General features: G+C 42.1%; 13 protein-coding genes and 9 tRNA genes. 11 read left to right on the top strand and 11 right to left on the bottom strand.

Going from position 1 to position 18003, the window contains the following annotated elements; genetic code table 11:
- Positions 1–92: 92 nt before the first annotated feature.
- From MED222_RS19080 to MED222_RS19110, 8 genes are all read right to left on the bottom strand, one after another.
- Complete coding sequence (locus tag MED222_RS19080; protein WP_009845437.1) at positions 93–974, bottom strand: hypothetical protein; 882 nt, start codon at positions 972–974, stop codon at positions 93–95.
- A complete protein-coding gene (locus MED222_RS19085) occupies positions 964–3456 on the bottom strand; it encodes a fimbria/pilus outer membrane usher protein (RefSeq protein WP_009845436.1) in 2493 nt (830 codons plus the stop codon). Before MED222_RS19085 ends, MED222_RS19080 begins: the two co-directional genes overlap by 11 nt.
- Positions 3440–4126, bottom strand: coding sequence for a molecular chaperone (locus MED222_RS19090; RefSeq protein ID WP_009845435.1), 687 nt, complete (start codon positions 4124–4126; stop codon positions 3440–3442). The genes MED222_RS19085 and MED222_RS19090 overlap by 17 nt, the downstream gene beginning before the upstream one ends.
- 2 nt (positions 4127–4128) lie before the next feature.
- Complete coding sequence (locus tag MED222_RS19095; protein ID WP_009845434.1) at positions 4129–4854, bottom strand: molecular chaperone; 726 nt, start codon at positions 4852–4854, stop codon at positions 4129–4131.
- Between the two features lie 114 nt (positions 4855–4968).
- Positions 4969–5466 carry a hypothetical protein gene (locus MED222_RS19100; protein ID WP_009845433.1) on the bottom strand — a complete coding sequence of 166 codons (498 nt, stop codon included), beginning with the start codon at positions 5464–5466 and terminating at the stop codon, positions 4969–4971.
- A 77-nt stretch (positions 5467–5543) separates the two neighbouring features.
- The gene (locus tag MED222_RS21375; RefSeq protein ID WP_232281791.1) at positions 5544–6068 is read right to left on the bottom strand and encodes a hypothetical protein; all 525 of its coding nucleotides are present in this window, start codon (positions 6066–6068) and stop codon (positions 5544–5546) included.
- Positions 6069–6859: 791 nt separating this feature from the next.
- Positions 6860–7864 carry a low-specificity L-threonine aldolase gene (gene ltaE / locus MED222_RS19105; protein WP_009845431.1) on the bottom strand — a complete coding sequence of 335 codons (1005 nt, stop codon included), beginning with the start codon at positions 7862–7864 and terminating at the stop codon, positions 6860–6862.
- A gap of 40 nt (positions 7865–7904) precedes the next feature.
- Positions 7905–8420, bottom strand: a complete 516-nt coding sequence (locus MED222_RS19110; protein ID WP_009845430.1) for an NUDIX hydrolase — start codon at positions 8418–8420, stop codon at positions 7905–7907.
- A 287-nt stretch (positions 8421–8707) separates the two neighbouring features.
- On the opposite strand from MED222_RS19110, the gene MED222_RS19115 reads away from it, so the two are divergent.
- The 6 genes from MED222_RS19115 to MED222_RS19140 all read left to right on the top strand — a co-directional run bounded on the left by MED222_RS19115 (position 8708) and on the right by MED222_RS19140 (position 12522).
- The gene (locus MED222_RS19115) at positions 8708–10363 is read left to right on the top strand and encodes an ATPase RavA domain-containing protein (protein WP_009845429.1); all 1656 of its coding nucleotides are present in this window, start codon (positions 8708–8710) and stop codon (positions 10361–10363) included.
- 12 nt (positions 10364–10375) lie between these two features.
- A complete protein-coding gene (gene viaA, locus MED222_RS19120; protein WP_009845428.1) occupies positions 10376–11821 on the top strand; it encodes an ATPase RavA stimulator ViaA in 1446 nt (481 codons plus the stop codon).
- A 198-nt stretch (positions 11822–12019) separates the two neighbouring features.
- Positions 12020–12093: transfer RNA gene (locus MED222_RS19125), tRNA-Cys, on the top strand.
- A 48-nt stretch (positions 12094–12141) separates the two neighbouring features.
- Positions 12142–12217: transfer RNA gene (locus tag MED222_RS19130), tRNA-Gly, on the top strand.
- Between the two features lie 79 nt (positions 12218–12296).
- Positions 12297–12383: transfer RNA gene (locus MED222_RS19135), tRNA-Leu, on the top strand.
- Positions 12384–12448: 65 nt separating this feature from the next.
- A tRNA-Cys gene (locus MED222_RS19140) sits at positions 12449–12522 on the top strand.
- 75 nt (positions 12523–12597) lie between these two features.
- Here the strand turns inward: MED222_RS19140 and MED222_RS19145 are convergent.
- Positions 12598–13386 carry a lipase family protein gene (locus MED222_RS19145; protein WP_009845427.1) on the bottom strand — a complete coding sequence of 263 codons (789 nt, stop codon included), beginning with the start codon at positions 13384–13386 and terminating at the stop codon, positions 12598–12600.
- Positions 13387–13735: 349 nt separating this feature from the next.
- Between MED222_RS19145 and MED222_RS21370 the strand changes: the two genes are divergently transcribed.
- From MED222_RS21370 to MED222_RS19165, 5 genes are all read left to right on the top strand, one after another.
- Positions 13736–13822: transfer RNA gene (locus tag MED222_RS21370), tRNA-Leu, on the top strand.
- Positions 13823–13904: 82 nt separating this feature from the next.
- Positions 13905–13978 (top strand) — tRNA-Cys (locus tag MED222_RS19150).
- 46 nt (positions 13979–14024) lie between these two features.
- A tRNA-Gly gene (locus tag MED222_RS19155) sits at positions 14025–14100 on the top strand.
- A gap of 80 nt (positions 14101–14180) precedes the next feature.
- Positions 14181–14267 (top strand) — tRNA-Leu (locus MED222_RS19160).
- Positions 14268–14331: 64 nt separating this feature from the next.
- Positions 14332–14405: transfer RNA gene (locus tag MED222_RS19165), tRNA-Cys, on the top strand.
- Positions 14406–14484: 79 nt separating this feature from the next.
- Here MED222_RS19165 and MED222_RS19170 read toward each other — a convergent pair.
- Positions 14485–15672 (bottom strand): hypothetical protein, encoded by a 1188-nt coding sequence (locus MED222_RS19170; protein ID WP_009845426.1) that lies wholly within the window; start codon positions 15670–15672, stop codon positions 14485–14487.
- A gap of 206 nt (positions 15673–15878) precedes the next feature.
- Positions 15879–17891, bottom strand: a complete 2013-nt coding sequence (locus MED222_RS19175; protein WP_009845425.1) for a hypothetical protein — start codon at positions 17889–17891, stop codon at positions 15879–15881.
- Positions 17892–18003 lie beyond the last annotated feature (112 nt).

The raw sequence follows: 18003 nt of genomic DNA, 5'->3' as shown, positions 1-18003 counted from the left end.
TTACTCCGAAACTGACAAATCGTGTTGTGATTATATGATACTGGGTTTTATATAATTGCGTTGCATATCTCAGGATTTATATAATTACATATTTAAGGCTGCTGTGAAAGGAGGGGTTCTATAGAAATTTGTAATGTATCGTCATATATTCCTCCCGGTTTGTTCTCTGTTTCCCCAATTACAAAACTCAAAGGAATAGGTTGACCGATCGTAGCCGAAATACGCTGAATTTTTGCATCAAGTTGACCGAGGTTTACTCTATCGTTATCTAGGGAAAGTTCGTATGGAATATCCCATTTTGTCTCATCAGATTCATGACGTAGCATCCCTTGATGGGATGATTCCAATACGATGGTATACGCTGTATTACTTTGCACCCATAGGTTCGGTGCAGAACGAATAATCTTGTTTGAATATAATGTTCCTAGATCAAGGTCATAATGCTGTTGAGTTAACCCATAAAAGTGAACTTTTGCAGCTGGTGGCACGGTAACAGATACTGGGAGTGAGCTAGGGCTAATCTCTATTTGTTGGTTGTCTGAGGTATAAGAGGGCGACACTTCTAAAAGCCCCCGGTAGGTTCCTGACGCTAGCCACTGTTTGCTTGGGAAACGCATTTGTATGGTTGTCGAAGGTTGACTGTCGGTTAATGATACATGCCACTGATTGGCGATTGGCACACCCACTTGTCCACTCCACTCGAAGTTGAGTTTGTCTTGGTTTACCCCTTTTAACGTCCGACTAGTATCATTAAGTTGTAGAACCAAACTCAATTTACAGTCTTCGCCAATTATATTCGCATCGATCCTGTAAGTATTAATTGTTGCGTAATTACCAGTGTTGAAAACGTCGTATTGAGACTGGGATGAGACGGGTTGAATCGTCAATGCACTAGCTTCACATGCTAATACAGAGGATACAGAATTTATGGCGATGAGGAACCATCCTCCCCACCGAAGTTGTTTAATCCACATACACATCTCCTAGTCTGATCAAGTTGTCACTGCGCTCGCTGAGAGTAATGACGGCTGACTCTTGTCCTTTAGTGTCAAGAATCAGTTGATATTTCCCTGGCTTTAACCCAGATATCGCAAATATGCCACTCCGATTGGTAAAGAAGTCAATCGGTAACTGTTTAGCTTCACCAAGGTAATGTGCTACACCAGCGACAAGTGAAATTGGATTGTTACTTTGACGGTCGTATAGCTTACCAATCACGGTTAAGACAGCATCGGAACCAATTTGTAGTTGGAAGCCCCGCTTGTAATCAGGCTTAACCCAAAAAGCACCATCCCCCAAATCATATCCCGGTGGTAAGTTATCGACCTCATAACCGATGACTTGGCTATTATAAGCAACAAGATCAGGGACCATGGCACTGGCATCTCCGTTAAGGTAAACGCGTGCGTACTCTCCATCTTTTGTTGGGTCTAATGCCACGTCATTCTCTGCGAGGCTTTCATGCTTGCTGACAATAGCGAATGCTTCTCGGACTGGTCTGCCGATCGTTACCGATGAACCTGCAAACGCAAGTGCACTGCTGATGGTCACGTCGGTACTGTGGTTTCTTGTGTCACCATTAATGTCGTCAAGTCGCGAGGCATGGGTGGCACTGAATTCGTAACGGTTTGCTGTATAGTTAATACCAGCGTCCATATCGGCGTCCGTTTCTTCATTCGTAATGACACTCGCAAAGCCTGATATCCCTCCGGTGTTACCTATATTATTCTGATAGCTGTAATCTAAGGCGGCTTCTCTTAGCTCTGTACTGTAACGACCGACGACACGAGTTTGTCGGCTAAGAGGCCAACTTATGGTGAGCGTAGTGCTGATGTCATCGTCTTTACTGGCGTGATCTTGATAGCTAACACGGGCACTCCAAGTCGCGTGAGTATCAAACAGTCCGTCCGATAAACTCGGGCTAATTAGCCAATAGTCGTTCTCTTTGTCTATTCCTGAACGGTAATTGACTGTCATGGCGGCACGTAATGATCGACTTAGATAAATCGAACCGAATGCAGAAGCATAATGAGTGGTTAAGTTGATGTCTTTATCGGAGGCGTCAAACCCAGCAACACCAGTAAAATTGTTGCTCAGATACTCATAACTAACACTCAGTTGTGGAGCCAGTGTATTCTTACTGGAAAATTCCGCATCGAATGCAAATTTGTAAGCATCGCCATTTCCTAATACAGGATGTTCGCTACGTGAAGCATTGAGTTCAGTGACTCCCCATCTAGAAGCGATGAGTGCGGTAGTACCATATTGGTATAAATCTTCACGGGTTTGAAAGTTGGTACCTAACGTTAACCAAGGGTTAATCCCCACATCAATATAACCATGGAAAATACGCTCATCGGTTAGGTATTCTAGTTGTCCATTTTGGAGTTCAGAGGGTGCTCCGTACATAATGCTATATTCAAACTCACCGCTATTGAGCAAGTCGTTACCCGTCGCAATAGAAAACTCGATACGCTCTTCGTTTCCAGAACGATCGGTAATGACGAGTACAATATCGTTACTACCTTGCGCAAGAGGTATATCACTCAGGTTGTAGCTACCAGCGCCTAAAGTTAGTCGTTGGACTGCAATCCCATCTATATAGACATCGACATTCGAGGCTCTTTGAAGTGTGAATGATTGATTGGCTCGTGGTCGTGCATTTCTGGTTGGAATCAGTGTGAAATCTCGAGTTAAGCCAATACCAAGTATATCGGTACTGTCCTGAAAAGATTGGCCACTGTTGTACATATCGCCGAGCACAAGTCGTGTACCTTGCTGTGCAAAGTCAATATTAAGACGAGTTCCTTCTCTCACATATTGTGACTTTTTCGATGAACCATTTTCTAAATAGGATTCATATTCAAAATTGAAAAAACCAATGTTAAGTGCAGAGTCGAATTGACTGCGATAAAGATCTTGCCTTGACGATTTTTGATCGACATATTGGCTCTCATTGGCGGAAAGGGCGACGTTAACGTATCCGCTTAACAGACTTGGCTCAGCATAGTTATAAAAATCATCTGCGCCGTTCATCGAGAGTTGTTGGGTTAAGCTAAATTCTGGCGGAACCGTCACGATACATTCCAACGAAGAAAAGTCGAAATTAAGTCCCAGCCCTACGCTCATAAAGTGGTGCTGCGACAGCATCTCATCGTCTGTCGTGTCATGGAGCTTACCAATACCTTCTTGAGTGACGACAGACGAAAGGAGAGACAGCGTACTTTCCTTTGGCAAAAGAATTTCGTTGTTTGCGGTAATGATAATATCCGCTTCACCAAGAATGGTGTCACTTATCCTTAGTAAAGAGGTAAGTTGAATGTCGCGTCCTGTCGGGTTCAATACCATATCCTGGCCCCAAGTTACAGGGCTTAAGGCGGCACAATAAAACAGTACTAATCCCAAGACATAGAAAACTTGCCACATCTTGTGAGAGGTTTCAGTTTTCATATCCATGATAAGTGCCTACTGGTAAGTAATTTAAAGAAGAAGGCAAAGTAATAGTCGAGCGTGGTGGAATAAACTGTTCACCTAAAGCCTCATGTACCTTTTGGTTCTGAGATTCGAGCCCCTTAAAATGAAGTAACGATGTATAGGTAAATCGCGACCCTGAATTAGTGAGTGTTAGTTTTCCTTGTTCATCTATATGTAAGTTCACGTCAGGCTCTAGCGAGGATGAGTGAATGTGCAACAACGCATTGTAGTGAACTTGCAAATTGATACCGGTTGTTAAACTGGTAGGACTGTCCATTTTTTCGTTGTTTTGACCAATATTTACGGTACTGAAACGAACAAAGTAACTTTGGGAAGTTTCGAGTTGGCGGTTTCCCAACCATTGTATACGGAATACTTGACGTTCACCGGGTGCCAACATAGCGGCAGGTGGAAACACAAACATCACCTCACTCGATAGATCTGATGTTTGGAACGTACCATCAGGTAAGAATTTCAAACGACGAACGTTAGCTTCAAGTGGGAGATCCCGCGTTGAGTTGTTAGTCACAACCAGTTGCGATGTTGCCCTGTGATCGGTATTGAGTTCAATGACGGTTGGAAACAGTGTTATGCCAAGCGCTTGTGCACACAGAAAACAAGAAATGAACCCACCAAAAATATAACGTCTCATTGCTACTGATCCTGCTCGATTTCAATCGATAGCGTCTCTACATTGTAATTTTCAAGTGGCTGCATTTCGAAAAAACGAGTGGAATAGGGAAGAACTAAAGTTCCTGGAATACGTTTGGCGATTTCTACGCCTTTTAAATAGGTTGATTTTTTGCCGTCAGAAATTTTCCATGTCGTATTGGTTAACCGACCATAACTATTACCGCTGTTCAGTACTTCAAGGACCCATTTGTTATTCTTGTTATTTGGTTCGATACTTTTAATTTCTAGTTGAGAGGCAGTGTTCTGAGGTCGCACGTTGATAAGCGTATTAAACTGAAGTAACAGACTCACTTGCCCTTGGTTGCTACTTGCTCTTTGAACTTTCACTTGCTTAACAGCAATACGAAAAGCTTTTGACTCTGTAATGGACGGATCGCCTAAATATCGGACCATAATAGATTGCGAACGTCCAGGCTCTATAATTGCAGTTACTGGAATCACTAATAGCTCGTCATCTGCAGGCGTCGTGGTCTCTTTTCCGTATTCATTCATAGTCATAAATACTGGAGACAGTTCGACTGTGAGTGGTTCGGTAGACGAATTCTCAACCCTCATTGTCATTTGAGCTCTTTTACCAAGTGGCGTCATCTCCATAGACATCGGCTCTACTTTGAACGCATGAGCTGACAAACAAGTGAGTGACAATAATAAGAGAACAGTCCATTTATGCATGATCCATTTATACATCGCGATGAGCTCCAAATTAAACTAGAGTCGTAATACAACTGAGGTTAAGTTTTAATACAACAAAGGCTTAGATGAAGTCGGAGGCCAAATAATAGCCCCCGACTTATTCAACCTCTAATTTGAGGTGATATTTACGGTTAACGTATCTGAATAACCACCTGCCCATGGGGAGGTTTCTGTTGTCACAATATCAATGGACGCGGCAACACCAGTCGCCAATACTCCTGAACCACCATAAGAGTTACTGATTGAAACGTCATTTAGGCCTGGGCCTCCTGGCGCATTAAGCGTGAAAGGAGCTAAGCCTGAAGGGTTAAATGTTGCTTCGTATGTAAGAGCGTAGTCTTCGCTATCATCGGACTCTAGACCACCCTCAGCACTCGTCAGTGTTACAGTTGCACCATCGACGTCATTACACTTCATGTTAAGGCCACTAACAGAAAGGTTTTGAATTTGAGATACATTACCAAAGTCCATCAGTTGTGTTGAAAGACCAGTAACTTCACATACAGGTGAAACAAAACCAACTAGCTGGACATCACCAGGAGCGGCTTGAACTTGAGCACCAAAAATAGCTGTGACTGTTGCTGCGTAGAGTGTTAGCTTTTTCATTAGAAATTCCTTTATCTTAAATGATTGGCTCGAATACTGCTGAGCGTATGTTGTTCTGCAGATACATTGCAGAGCTTTTACTTGGTCACGCTATGAATCGAAGGGTAAACTTCGATCTCAATAACGTCTTGATAATAACCCGCGAAACGCAAGCTATTTTCGAGTGCTACCCTAAGGCTCCCCTGTTGAGAGAAAGGAATAACACCAGAACTGTTTATCATTACTGGTGAAGTAAGTTGGCTGCTGTGCCTACTTTCATCAAGACGAAGCTCGTCTATTTGTAATGACAGATTATAAGTTTCAATAATATCAACCCCTTGGTGTTGATATTTTAAACCTCCATATTTTGAATTAATCGTTATACCCAACGGACGGTTACAATACATATTAAAAGGCAATAGTTGCACATCACGGTGTTCCGTAAACTTCATGACATTGCCAGAAAAGAAATTTATTTCGCATCGATCTTTGATCTGGCCATTAATTCCTAACGTTAAGGTGTTAGCACTGGTGTAGAATGAAAGTGACAGACTAAAAATTAACGTTGAGACGATGAATTTGTGAATAAATACGAATGCTCTAATCATCATTTCACCTCTCATTGATTGAATGTAACCTGTTGCTTAACTTTCAAAACTATAAGTGCTTTAAAAAATGGTGAAGTAGTAAAAAAAGTTTATTATTTAGGCGAAGTATGAGTTTTAGTATGAGTTTAAGGTAAGGTATAAATAGTACATTTTTAGATAATAATTTTGTTTTCAATTAGATAGGCAGTTTTTGACCCACAGTTAAATTTACGAGTGGATTTTTATTAATTGATAAAATTAGAACTATGGTCTACGGCGTTATTTTTGGTGAATTTTTCGATGGATTATTCTTCCAGGAATATCTTATTTTTAGTTTTATTCACTGGTTTATAATTTGAATGTGACAATTTTTAATTGTAATAGTGAAAAGTGGCTATCTATATTAGTCGGTAATTTCTATTTAAATTAGCCTCTTACGATGTTTTTTTAGAATTGGTGTGTTTTATTCTTAAATACCGTACGCGTGGCAAATAAAAATTAAATTATTACGATTAAATTATTTGATTTTATCGTGCATGAAAAATTTAATCTCACAAATGAAAATCGAAATTTAACGATAATTTAATACTTAAACGCAGGTTTAATACATAGAAGGTATTCACATAGGCCAAAACAAGATTGCGTTCTGTTGCAGTTAATTTAGTTGAGTCTATTAGGCAGATTAGTCGGTATAGGTATAGGTATAGGTATAGGTATAGGTGAGGTGGCTATTTTTCGGTGGAAGAGGTGAATGATTTTTTTAAAAGACTAAAGCTTCGTAAGGGAAGCTCTAGTCTTAATTGCTTTAATGCGAATCTTGTTCAGCGTTAAAGCGCACTTTCCAACTTAGTTAGGAAAGTCGCGATGTCTTTTGAACTGATATCTCTATGAGTAACAAAACGTACAGGGTTACCTGGTGACATTGTAATGCCTTGCTCTCCTAACTCACGTGCGATACGGTTAATATCAATCGACTGATCTAACTTCGCAAACACAATATTAGTCTGAATGAAATCAGGGTTAACTGAGAAACCTTCTAACTTGCTTAGACCAATCGCTAGTTTTTTTGCGTTTTCATGGTCTACTTTAAGTTGAGCCACGTTCTCCGTGAGCGCCATTTTACCTGCTGCAGCAAGAATACCAGCCTGACGCATACCACCACCGACCATTTTACGCAATCGACGAGCTTTAGCGATGTACGCTTTGCTACCAAGAAGTAGAGAGCCAATCGGAGCACCCAAACCTTTTGATAAACAAATTGTCATCGAATCGAAGTGTTGTGCGATCTCTTTAATGTGAACATCTAGTGCAGCCGCCGCGTTATAGACACGCGCGCCATCTAAGTGCATTTGCAGGCCGTGTTGGTTTACGAACTCACGCGCTTCCGCTAGGTAAGAGACTGGCAGCACTTTACCATTGATTGTGTTTTCTAAACTAAGAAGCTTAGTACGAGCAAAGTGGCTGTCGTCTGGCTTAATCGCTGCAGCAAGCTTTTTAAAATCTAACGTGCCGTCAGGGTTGTTCTCGATTGGCTGAGGTTGAATCGAGCCTAATACTGCAGCGCCACCAGCTTCGTATTTGTAGTTGTGCGCTTGTTGGCCACAAAGGTATTCGTCACCACGCTCACAGTGCGCCATTAAACCCAGTAGGTTGGCCTGTGTGCCGGAAGAAGTGAACATAGCCGCTTCAAAACCGGTTTCATTTGCAGCCCATTGTTCCAGTTCGTTGACGGTTGGGTCATCGCCATATACATCATCGCCTACTTCTGCATTTGCCATTACATCACGCATAGCTTGCGAAGGTTTAGTTACGGTGTCAGAACGAAAGTCCATGTTTATCTCCTAGAGTACTATTAGGTAGTCATATAATTGGCTATAGATGGCCACATAGTTGGGCTTTGCTTAAACAAGCGATGGTTTTGGTATCGGTAATTTGATCGTTGCGAATTTTATGTTGCAGTTCTTCCAAGCTAAGTTCGATAACCTCTATTACTTCATCTTCATCACATTCAAAGCGGGTAGTAAGGCTTAAGTCTTTTGCGATGAACAAGTGTTGGATCTCATCACAGAAGCCAGCTAAAGGGGTAACTTGTCCCAAGCTCTGGAAATAAGTTGCACTGTAACCCGTTTCTTCTTCGAGTTCGCGTTGTGCACATTGAAGAGGTGTCTCATCAATTTCCATCGTGCCAGCAGGGAGTTCCAAAAGCCATTTTTTAAGAGAAGGACGAAACTGGTTAATGAGGATGATTTTTCCAGACGAAGTGATAGGAAGAATAACGGCCGCGCCGGGGTGGTTTATTGTTGTATGTTTTACCACGACGTTCGTAGGGAGCGTCACGTTCTCTTCTATAAGAGAAATACTTTTCCATTGATGGATAACTTTACTCATGCAATCTGGCCACTTTCCTTGCCAATTTTTCTTATAACTGAAGACGTGTACCACCATAACGTCTATGGTGTCGAAAATAAAAGAAAAATTAGGGTTAACAATAGATTTAGTTTCACACCATTCGTGATGCTACTCTCATAATTGGAATCTATGATTGCGCGAAAATTGCAGCTTAACCATCTGATATAAAGGCAACTCAATAATAAAAGATACTTGTAACAAAGTGCTAACAAATGTATAAAAACGTATCTACACTCTCAACTGTTCAAAGATTTTCGGAGTAACGCATGAACCCTTCTATTTCCTCACATGCTGACAAGGCGCTACTCTCTGAAAGAATCAATAAATTAGCGCATGCTCTCTCTGATGGCGTTTATGAAAGAGAAGACACCATTAAGCTTTGTTTACTGGCGGCTCTGGCTGGCGAAAGTGTGTTCCTATTGGGCCCTCCGGGTATCGCAAAAAGCCTTATCGCTAAACGCCTCATCCAGGCTTTTGACAACAGTAGCTACTTCGAATATTTGATGACACGTTTCTCTACTCCTGAGGAAGTGTTCGGCCCACTAAGCATTCAAGAATTAAAAGACAACGGTCGTTACGTAAGGCTGACCGAAGGCTACCTACCAACCGCGCAAGTTGTATTCCTTGATGAGATCTGGAAAGCAGGCCCTGCCATTCTCAATACGTTACTGACTGTGGTTAACGAAAAGACATTTAAAAACGGCGCAGACATTGAGCGTGTGCCGATGCGCTTGTTGGTTTCAGCGTCTAATGAACTTCCAGACGAAGACAGCGGGCTAGAAGCACTTTATGACCGAATGTTAGTTCGTGTGTTCGTCAACCGTATTCAAAACAAACAAAACTTCAAATCGATGCTGACAACAGGTACTTCTCAAGAAGCCGTCATTCCAAAAGGGTTAGCGATTACAGACATTGAATATCATCAATGGCAGAAAGAACTCGATAATCTGGAGCTGACGGATAACTCGTTTAACAAGTTATTTGAGCTAAAAACCATGCTTGAAGAGACGGTTAAGAAGCAAGGTTCAGCATCCGAGTCGGATTTGTATGTTTCGGACAGACGCTGGAAGAAAGCGGTTAAACTATTGAAAGCGAGCGCATTCTTCAGTGGCCGTGATAGCGTTAACCCGCTCGATATTATGCTTCTTCAAGATTGTTTGTGGCATAGCCCTGAATCTCGCGATGTGGTTCGTAGCGTTGTAAAAGATTTTGCGTTGAACCGAGCGTTTGATCAGCAAGAGTCTAAATCTCAAATCGAAATGTCTCGTGAAGAGCTAGAAGAGATTCAAGATGATGTTGAATCGACTCTGTCGGTGTCGCTCTCTGTGGAGTCAACCAGTGGCTTACGACGAAAAGACGTTTACCAACATGATATCAAGAACGCGAAAATGTACAGCGTCGGTAGCGCATACAATCTTATTAAATTGGTTATGCTGCAAAGCAATATGTCGGTGTCTGAATCTGAGAAAGGCGATAGTCGTTGGGTGTATGTAGCCAAAGATGATTTTGACCGTGTTCTAAAAGAAGGTCATGGCGATATTTATGGTTACGTAAACGAAAACAAAAATCTATGCCGCTTAAAGCTCGACTTGGATGCATCGAATCAATTAGTGATCAAAGATATTGCTAATCGTTCTGTATTGGTGAGTGTGGTGACTACTGACGGTTTAGATCAAGAACTGTATAACAAGTGGTTGAATGGCGCTGAGAAAGCCCTAGAACAGTTAACTGCAGCTGAATTCAAGTTAAAAAGAGTACGCACTGAATTCCATGACGCATTACCGCATAACTATATTGACCCTGATTTACCGAAAGCGATGGAATCAAGCTTACAGGCGGTAACACAAGAGCTTGAAACGACAAAAGTGAAGAGTAGCAAGATCGCACAACGCATTAAGTTTATGAGTCAGTACTTTGAGTAAGAGGGGGAGCATATGTTAGGAGCTGACGGCTTAAACCTCGCTTTGATGGTGGCTGACTCAGGTATCATTGATACCGCGATGAATGATCTTATCGCTCGTTCTCAAGTGATGATGGCTGCTGAGAATAAAGGTGTGAAAACATCAGTCAAAAACCACTTAGTTAAATGGCGCGGTAAAGTAAAAAAACGCGTCACTAAAGTGTGTGAAACCGACCGTTTCCAAGAGGAAATCGCACTTTACCAAGAAGTGATTTACTGGGATGAATCTCAGTTCTTTGACGAGATTGATCGCGTTATCAAGAAGCTGGAGTGGCACTCAGCATTTTATCTACAAGCAAGACGTTTGATGGAAAACAATAAAGGTGTTTATAACGCGATGTTTCCACATTACTTTTGTGATCAATGGTACCAATCGCTGTCAGATGCCATCAAACAAGCTCAAGTCACCGAACTCGAAACAAGCAAAGAAAAAGTCTTAGCTGATCTTTATCAGCGCATGGAAACCATGAAAAACATGGACAAAGTGACAGAGTCGGGCGATGAAGGCAGTGTAGGGCGTTTGTGGGACATGGCATCGGCCAAATTAAGCAAAACAGACCTAACCATCATGAAGCGCCACGCTGAGTTTCTGAATAAGCACAAGGGTTTGCAAGAGATCGCAGAAAAGCTAGGCCGTATGGCTGGTGAGGAAGATGATCCTTCGCTACACAAAGCCCCTGTAGAAGAACTACAGATGGTTGAAGAGAAAAGCGATGAAGCAGTCGATGATATTGTTGGGATTCATGAAAGTGATGATCTCAACAAGATGCTGCCAAACGAAACCATGTTTCTCGCTTACCCTGAACTTGAGGTTATCTTTTATAAGCACTTGGCCGACAAGCGTTTATTGAGCTATCGTTCGCAAGGTAAATCACGGACATTACGTAAAGTGAAAGCGCAAAAGCCTGATAGCAAGAATATCGATATTGAAAAGGGCCCGTTTATCGTCTGTGTCGACGCTTCGGGCTCTATGAGTGGTTTCCCTGAGCAGTCAGCTAAAGCAATGGCTTATGCTTTGATGCAAATCGCTCTTGCGGAAGAGAGAGACTGTTACGTGATTTTGTTCTCTTCTGAGCAGATTACCTATGAATTAACAAGGCAAGATGGCCTACGTGAAGCGAGTGACTTTTTAAGCTACTCATTCCATGGCGGTACAGATTTAGAACCTGTTCTGATGAAGTCGATTGATTTGATGACGGGTGACAAATACAAGAACGCAGATTTGATCGTGCTTTCTGACTTTATTGCTCCTAAGCAGTCTGATGAAATGATTGCTCAGGTTGAAAAATTGAAAGAGCACAAAAACCGTTTTCATGCGGTTAGTCTTTCGAAATATGGCAACCCACAACTTATGACGATGTTTGACCATTGTTGGGCTTACCATCCAAGCCTAGTCGGTCGTTTTATGAAGAAGTGGTAACGTCGAATTCCTTAATTTGCTCCATTTTGCTGCGTGTTTATTGATTGAAGAGATCGAACATGCAGCAATTTGATTTAAATGTCAGCAAACGGAATTGAAATTCATTTTTTTGTTTGACTATCTCCCCGCGATCCGTAAAGTAGGCACCCGAACACAGCGGTGTGGCTTGCTTTAGCCCCTAAAGTGTTGAATTGAAAAGGCGCCTTGGCAGAGTGGCTATGCAGCGGATTGCAAATCCGTGGACCTCGGTTCGACTCCGGGAGGCGCCTCCATTCTCTTTCTCTCTTATTTAGTTAATGAGAAGTTAGACGAATGAAATTGCGATACTAGCTCAGTTGGTAGAGCGCAACCTTGCCAAGGTTGAGGTCATCGGTTCGAACCCGATGTATCGCTCCAAATTTTGTAATGTTGATTCATTTTGACATTAAGATGGTGTTTTACTTTTCAGTAATCGGCATCGCAATAAAAATTGCGTGCCCTGGTGGTGGAATTGGTAGACACAAGGGATTTAAAATCCCTCGGCGTTCGCGCTGTGCCGGTTCAAGTCCGGCCCGGGGCACCATCTATTTGATTGTTACCTTGTTGGGTAGTAATCAACAGAGTCGTTCTCTTAAAACACGACTTGAAGGCGCCTTGGCAGAGTGGCTATGCAGCGGATTGCAAATCCGTGGACCTCGGTTCGACTCCGGGAGGCGCCTCCATCATTCAGAAAAACCCAGTCCTTGTGGCTGGTTTTTTCGTTTCTGGCTTCTTCATAAGCTTCCAACGTACTCATTTCAATGTTTATCAAAGAAATCCTTATTGCGAATATATTTGCTCATTAAGTGGTAAGAGAAAGGTCTGATCAACCAACTTAGAACAGAGCGCCCAAGGCGTATAAACGTCGGTGTGTTTTCGTAGATCCTGCCGTTATAGAGCCAAAGTACTTTCCCTACATGCCAATACAACAGCGGTACGGGCGGCATGAAGGTAACAATATCGATGTCGCAACAGATACGGTAGGTTTTCTTGCTTAAACGGTAGTTTTTTTTGAAACTCCAATCACCGACCGCGGGCTGCCCAAACGTGACGATTCGTTTAATACAACCTGGGTATTTTTGGTCCAAGTAATCAGCGAATACACAGCCAATAGAGCCACCAGAAGAGTGGCCAGTAATCGATATTCTTTTGCCTTGTTCCAATAGAGGAATCAAAGTGGTTTCCAAGCGTTCAATGACAGTTTGTCCCAGTTTATCTTCATTACGGCTTGGTTGGCTTTCCTGAAACATAAGATGGTAGAACCCCGCATGCACTCGATAGTTGAGACCAATTCTTTTGCAGCTTCTTGTCCATAATGCAAAAGTGAGTAGCCAGTCAGAAACACTGTGTGATCCCTTGATAACCACAACCACCTCATCTTTGTCGATGCTCCACAACACTCGAATCATGGTTTTGCCAAACTGGTTCTTGATGATGCGTTGTCCATTAGGGTCAAAACCGTAACGAGTCTGTTTAAAAACTCTCGGGTAGGCGAGGTTACAAAGAACCGCGTAGCGTTCATATTGGTATCGTTTTAGTGACTTCACGTTTTCATTTCGTAATTATAGTTGTGTAAAACTTTAGCCTTTGAATGTGAAAAGCACATGAAAACGAAGGAGTGTTTCATTCATTCAACTGAATCAGCGGTATTTAGTGAATCTTCAAACTGGACTTCGGCTTATGAGTTCCTGTTAAAACTCAAAATCTACGCATAAGAACCGTACAAGCTGCACTAAATTCATTCTGTAGAGTTCGATAATTAATCACTTGAATTAAATGATAAAATTTATTGTTGACGAATTTTTTTCATCCGTTAAAGTACACCTCGTTCTCACGGCTTAGGTCGCGGAGAGATGGTGTTTTACTCTTCAGTAATCAGCATCGCATGATTGCGTTGCCCTGGTGGTGGAATTGGTAGACACAAGGGATTTAAAATCCCTCGGCGTTCGCGCTGTGCCGGTTCAAGTCCGGCCCGGGGCACCATCTATCTAGTTTCTACTTTTAGTAGAGTGTTGAACAAAGAGTGGTTCTCTTTAAACACTTCAATATATTTTATGTTGATAAAGGCGCCTTGGCAGAGTGGCTATGCAGCGGATTGCAAATCCGTGGACCTCGGTTCGACTCCGGGAGGCGCCTCCATTCTTTCTCTTAGTTTGATAAATTAAGAGGCAATAAGAATGAAATTGCGATACTAGCTCAGTTGGTAGAGCGCAACCTTGCCAAGGTTGAGGTCATCGGTTCGAACCCGATGTATCGCTCCAAATTTTGTAATGTTGATTCATTTTGACATTAAGATGGTGTTTTACTTTTCAGTAATCGGCATCGCAATAAAGAATTGCGTGCCCTGGTGGTGGAATTGGTAGACACAAGGGATTTAAAATCCCTCGACGTTCGCGTTGTGCCGGTTCAAGTCCGGCCCGGGGCACCATCTATTCGATTGTTACCTTGTTGGGTAGTAATCAACAGAGTTGTTCTCTTAAAACACTATTGAAGGCGCCTTGGCAGAGTGGCTATGCAGCGGATTGCAAATCCGTGGACCTCGGTTCGACTCCGGGAGGCGCCTCCATCATTTAGAAAGCCCGATCAGAAATGGTCGGGCTTTTTTACGTCTTTAGGAAAGTGATTTGGCTTTTGAGTGTTGCTAGTTAAAAGGTCCAAAGCTGATCAGTGAACTGTACTTTTTCGATACTGGATAGCACGTTCAAGCCGTCACGCGAAACAACGGTATCATTAAGCTGAAATTTACCATTCCCCAGATCATGAATTTGGTATTCACTTTTAGGGCCATGGGCGATCACTGTATTTACCCCCGCGTTTCCGGTTACGCGGTTGTCATGCTGGTTGATCTCAATATTCGCATCATTGTTACCTGATAGCGTTAGTTTAGTAAGGTATTGAGAGTGATGAGTATAGGACGTCACTGGGTCATACCTCATTTTAAATGTTCCGGTGAATGTATCGGCCAGGTATGCATCGTAAGTTAATGTTGGAGAGAAAATCTGTTCTACTATCGCTTGTGCATCGGGGTCTTCTTTTGAGAAATCGTCGCGGGTTTTAACTTGGTATAACCCCCACATACCTTTGCCGTTGTATGCTCCCCAAAGCCCGTAGTAGCTATCAATTACAGCGGCAAAGTACTCTTGATCAACGCTGACTTCTTCTTGCCACTCTTCTAAAATATCACGGGGTGGTGTGTAAGCATTGTGTAATGCTTGTCTCTGTATCGCATTAAATTCTTTTTGAAATTCAGGTAATGCGGTTACTGCATCTTCAGGCGCGTTAAAAACCCCGATGCCATAGTCATGGACTAAATGCAGTATTTCCTCATAAGAGGCGTCACGATGCTCTTCATAATCTTGTTGGACATACCATTCACCGCCTTCAACCTGAATCTCTTCTTCGAACAAGGGCTGCCCGGGCAAGTCATCGTTGTATCGTGGCTCATCGTAATAATTCATTAGCTTTAGTATTGCGCCATTGTCGGCCATCGCGTTTGCAATCTCGCGTTTTGAGTCAGTGCTCCCATACTTAGTGCCATCAACAGGGGTTAGATAGTGGTTGAGAACATTGACGGCTTTGACTATTTGATAATCGCTCAGGCGATCCATAATCAAAATATGGATAGATTTGCCATTCGGGGCATTGACCGCGACATATCGGTTGTAGCCTGCTTGAGAGTATTCAGCGAATTGAGAGGGAACGGCTTCAATCGTGACCCCATGCACAACTGACGGTGCTGCGTTTGCCTGATTGAATAGCGATTTACTTTGATTTGAACCGCATCCAATGAGAAAGATAGCTGTCGCTAAGGTAGCTAAAGATAGAGTTTTCATGACACACCTTATTATTCATACGAAGTATCAATATACGGAACTGAAGTGCGTTGTTTAGTGACAGAAGTTGCTGTTAGACAAACCCATACAATACCTTACAAAGCGAGGCTTAATTCGTTGCTACTAACTTTACCGGCTGCGAGTGAAGTAAAAATGAAAGCCTCAAATCAATGGACATGATTTTGCTACCAGATTTGAGTTCTTTGTTAGGGGTGATTACTTGTCGTTTCAAGATACGTGAGAGTGGCTTGAAGAGTCGTTGAGGATCGGCGATCGAATTCACTTTCAAGTAATTCATAAACCGTATGTGCTTCAAAGTTTGCCAACTGTGGATAAAGTAACGGCTCTTCCAAAAGCAACCCGATCAGTTTCTTATGGGGACAAACACCATTAAGCGCAAGTTGATTGAGTGCTGCGTGCTGAATGCCGATATACGAATGTTTGATCAATTCTAATAATTGTTGCTCGTCATTGATGTGTTTTATTAAGCCGACTCTTAAAGATAGGCAGGGTGATGACATCAGTGACAAACGGTTCTGTTGTATCCAATCATCGCCAAGCCAGTCGAGGATGTCGCCGATATTTTCGGATTGCTCATCTAGCAAGAGTTCTAACGTGAGCTGATTAAAGCGTGATGATTGTACATCGGAAAAGCTTATATTGTGTCTACATAAGGCATGAATCAAGGCGTGAAATGCCGCTTTGGTTAGATGACTTATTTTGTCGTCAGAGCAAAGGCCGCACAGCCATGTTTTGTTTGAGCAAAACTCTAGAGCGATCGCTTGATTTTCTAGAGCCTCTATCTTTGCAGATCTGTTAGAACGCTTCTTAACTGATGTTAAGCTTGAGGGGGCGGTAGATACAGCTGGAGAGTGAGTTTGCATTAGTGAATCAAGTGTTGATGTCACAAGTGCTGACTGTTCATTGGTGCCATTGATTACCGTGTTATTCATTTCATCTATAGGGGCGATGCTCGTTGTTGTTCTAGGTTTTAATGAAGAATCCGCAACTATGATACCTGATGTCCCTAAAGTGAGTTCTTTTAAATAGCTTTGGTGGCTAGTTTTTGGGTTTTTCGAAAGGTGTTCAATTAACAGTCGCTTGATAGAGTTACTACAAGCTTCCTGCTGAAGTTGTTGCCGAATAAAGGCAACGCTAAATTGTTCGGAAGTTTCAGTTAATAGGCTGTTTAGGCTGTCGAGTTGTTCTGACTCTTCCAACTTTGAAAACACTTGATAGAAATGGGGTATAAAACGGGCTAGTTGCAACTGTTTATGCTGAGTTTCCAAATTTGAAATCAGTAAAATAACCGCTGCGGTTGCATTGGCTAGATTCGGTTTATTTTGAAGTTGGTCAATGACATGCAGTTTATCTTTGTTACTCAGTAGCCCTATGAGTGAGTTGAGCAGCATACCAGATAGCAGCAATTCAAAATTAAGGTGCTTTATATCTACTAGGTAATTCCATTTCGTTAATTGATGTACAGAGCTCTCTCTGATGGATGGGTCTGAATGAGACAGGCCGTTTAAAAATACCTGCAGATATTCACGACAATCCATTTCAGATAGACGCTGAAATGCCACTTTTTGGCAGCTAATATCAGGGTGTTGTGTGGCTTTGTATAATACGACTTTGTCTTGAGTGTTTCTCAAAAAAATCCGAGTATCAGCGGTGCTTTTGAGTACGTTGTTTTCATTTAGCAGAGTCGGGGAGTGGCGCGAAAGTAAAGCAATGAGTTTGCCTTTTAGATCTGGCTCGGGGTCATTCTGAAGTCGGTGTAGTAAACGCAGAGACTGTTCGTGATCTAGTTGGTGTTTGTGATTGTCTAAAATCCGCGCAGCTATCAAGCTGATGTCATCTCCGTCATTCCAACCTCCATCCCAGTAGTCATTTTCGTCGCATACTGCTTCTAATAATACAGGAACAACGAGTAGAGAGTGTTGGTTGTTCTCAATAGCCATTAACGATGCCAATTTAATTTCGCTGTCGTCCCAGTATTGATAGCAGTTGAGGATGGGCTCAATAGGCGCTGCATTATCTAAAGCGAGGCATTCAAGACTAGTAATAACAAGGTCAGGATTCTGGGACGCTAACCTTTCTATAATCAGATATTTAGTGTTTTGAAAACGGCTTAATATTTGTGCTGCCAATACCTGTTCGGATAGGTTTCCAGTCAAGTAGATGTCTTTAACTTTGTGAAGTAATTTATCTAGAGACATTTATTTAAGCACCACTGAATTAACAAGTTTGAATAATAACTCTTATCATTTCTAATTGTATGATCCTAATCATATCTTTAATGTTTCATGTGTTAATAATAGAGGTAGATGA

Origin of the sequence: Vibrio sp. MED222, from assembly GCF_000153005.1 — a bacterium.
GTDB lineage: Bacteria > Pseudomonadota > Gammaproteobacteria > Enterobacterales > Vibrionaceae > Vibrio > Vibrio tasmaniensis_A.
The sequence above is the reverse complement of the archived record's forward strand: the minus strand, read 5'-3'. Positions and strand labels throughout refer to the sequence as shown.

Bases quoted from the DNA above. Each gene is read 5' to 3' on its own strand.
- MED222_RS19080 (WP_009845437.1), bottom strand. From the start codon at position 974: ATGTGGATTAAACAACTTCGGTGGGGAGGATGGTTCCTCATCGCCATA.
- MED222_RS19085 (WP_009845436.1), bottom strand. From the start codon at position 3,456: ATGGATATGAAAACTGAAACCTCTCACAAGATGTGGCAAGTTTTCTAT.
- MED222_RS19090 (WP_009845435.1), bottom strand. From the start codon at position 4,126: ATGAGACGTTATATTTTTGGTGGGTTCATTTCTTGTTTTCTGTGTGCA.
- MED222_RS19095 (WP_009845434.1), bottom strand. From the start codon at position 4,854: ATGTATAAATGGATCATGCATAAATGGACTGTTCTCTTATTATTGTCA.
- MED222_RS19100 (WP_009845433.1), bottom strand. From the start codon at position 5,466: ATGAAAAAGCTAACACTCTACGCAGCAACAGTCACAGCTATTTTTGGT.
- MED222_RS21375 (WP_232281791.1), bottom strand. From the start codon at position 6,068: ATGAGAGGTGAAATGATGATTAGAGCATTCGTATTTATTCACAAATTC.
- ltaE (WP_009845431.1), bottom strand. From the start codon at position 7,864: ATGGACTTTCGTTCTGACACCGTAACTAAACCTTCGCAAGCTATGCGT.
- MED222_RS19110 (WP_009845430.1), bottom strand. From the start codon at position 8,420: ATGAGTAAAGTTATCCATCAATGGAAAAGTATTTCTCTTATAGAAGAG.
- MED222_RS19115 (WP_009845429.1), top strand. From the start codon at position 8,708: ATGAACCCTTCTATTTCCTCACATGCTGACAAGGCGCTACTCTCTGAA.
- viaA (WP_009845428.1), top strand. From the start codon at position 10,376: ATGTTAGGAGCTGACGGCTTAAACCTCGCTTTGATGGTGGCTGACTCA.
- MED222_RS19170 (WP_009845426.1), bottom strand. From the start codon at position 15,672: ATGAAAACTCTATCTTTAGCTACCTTAGCGACAGCTATCTTTCTCATT.
- MED222_RS19175 (WP_009845425.1), bottom strand. From the start codon at position 17,891: ATGTCTCTAGATAAATTACTTCACAAAGTTAAAGACATCTACTTGACT.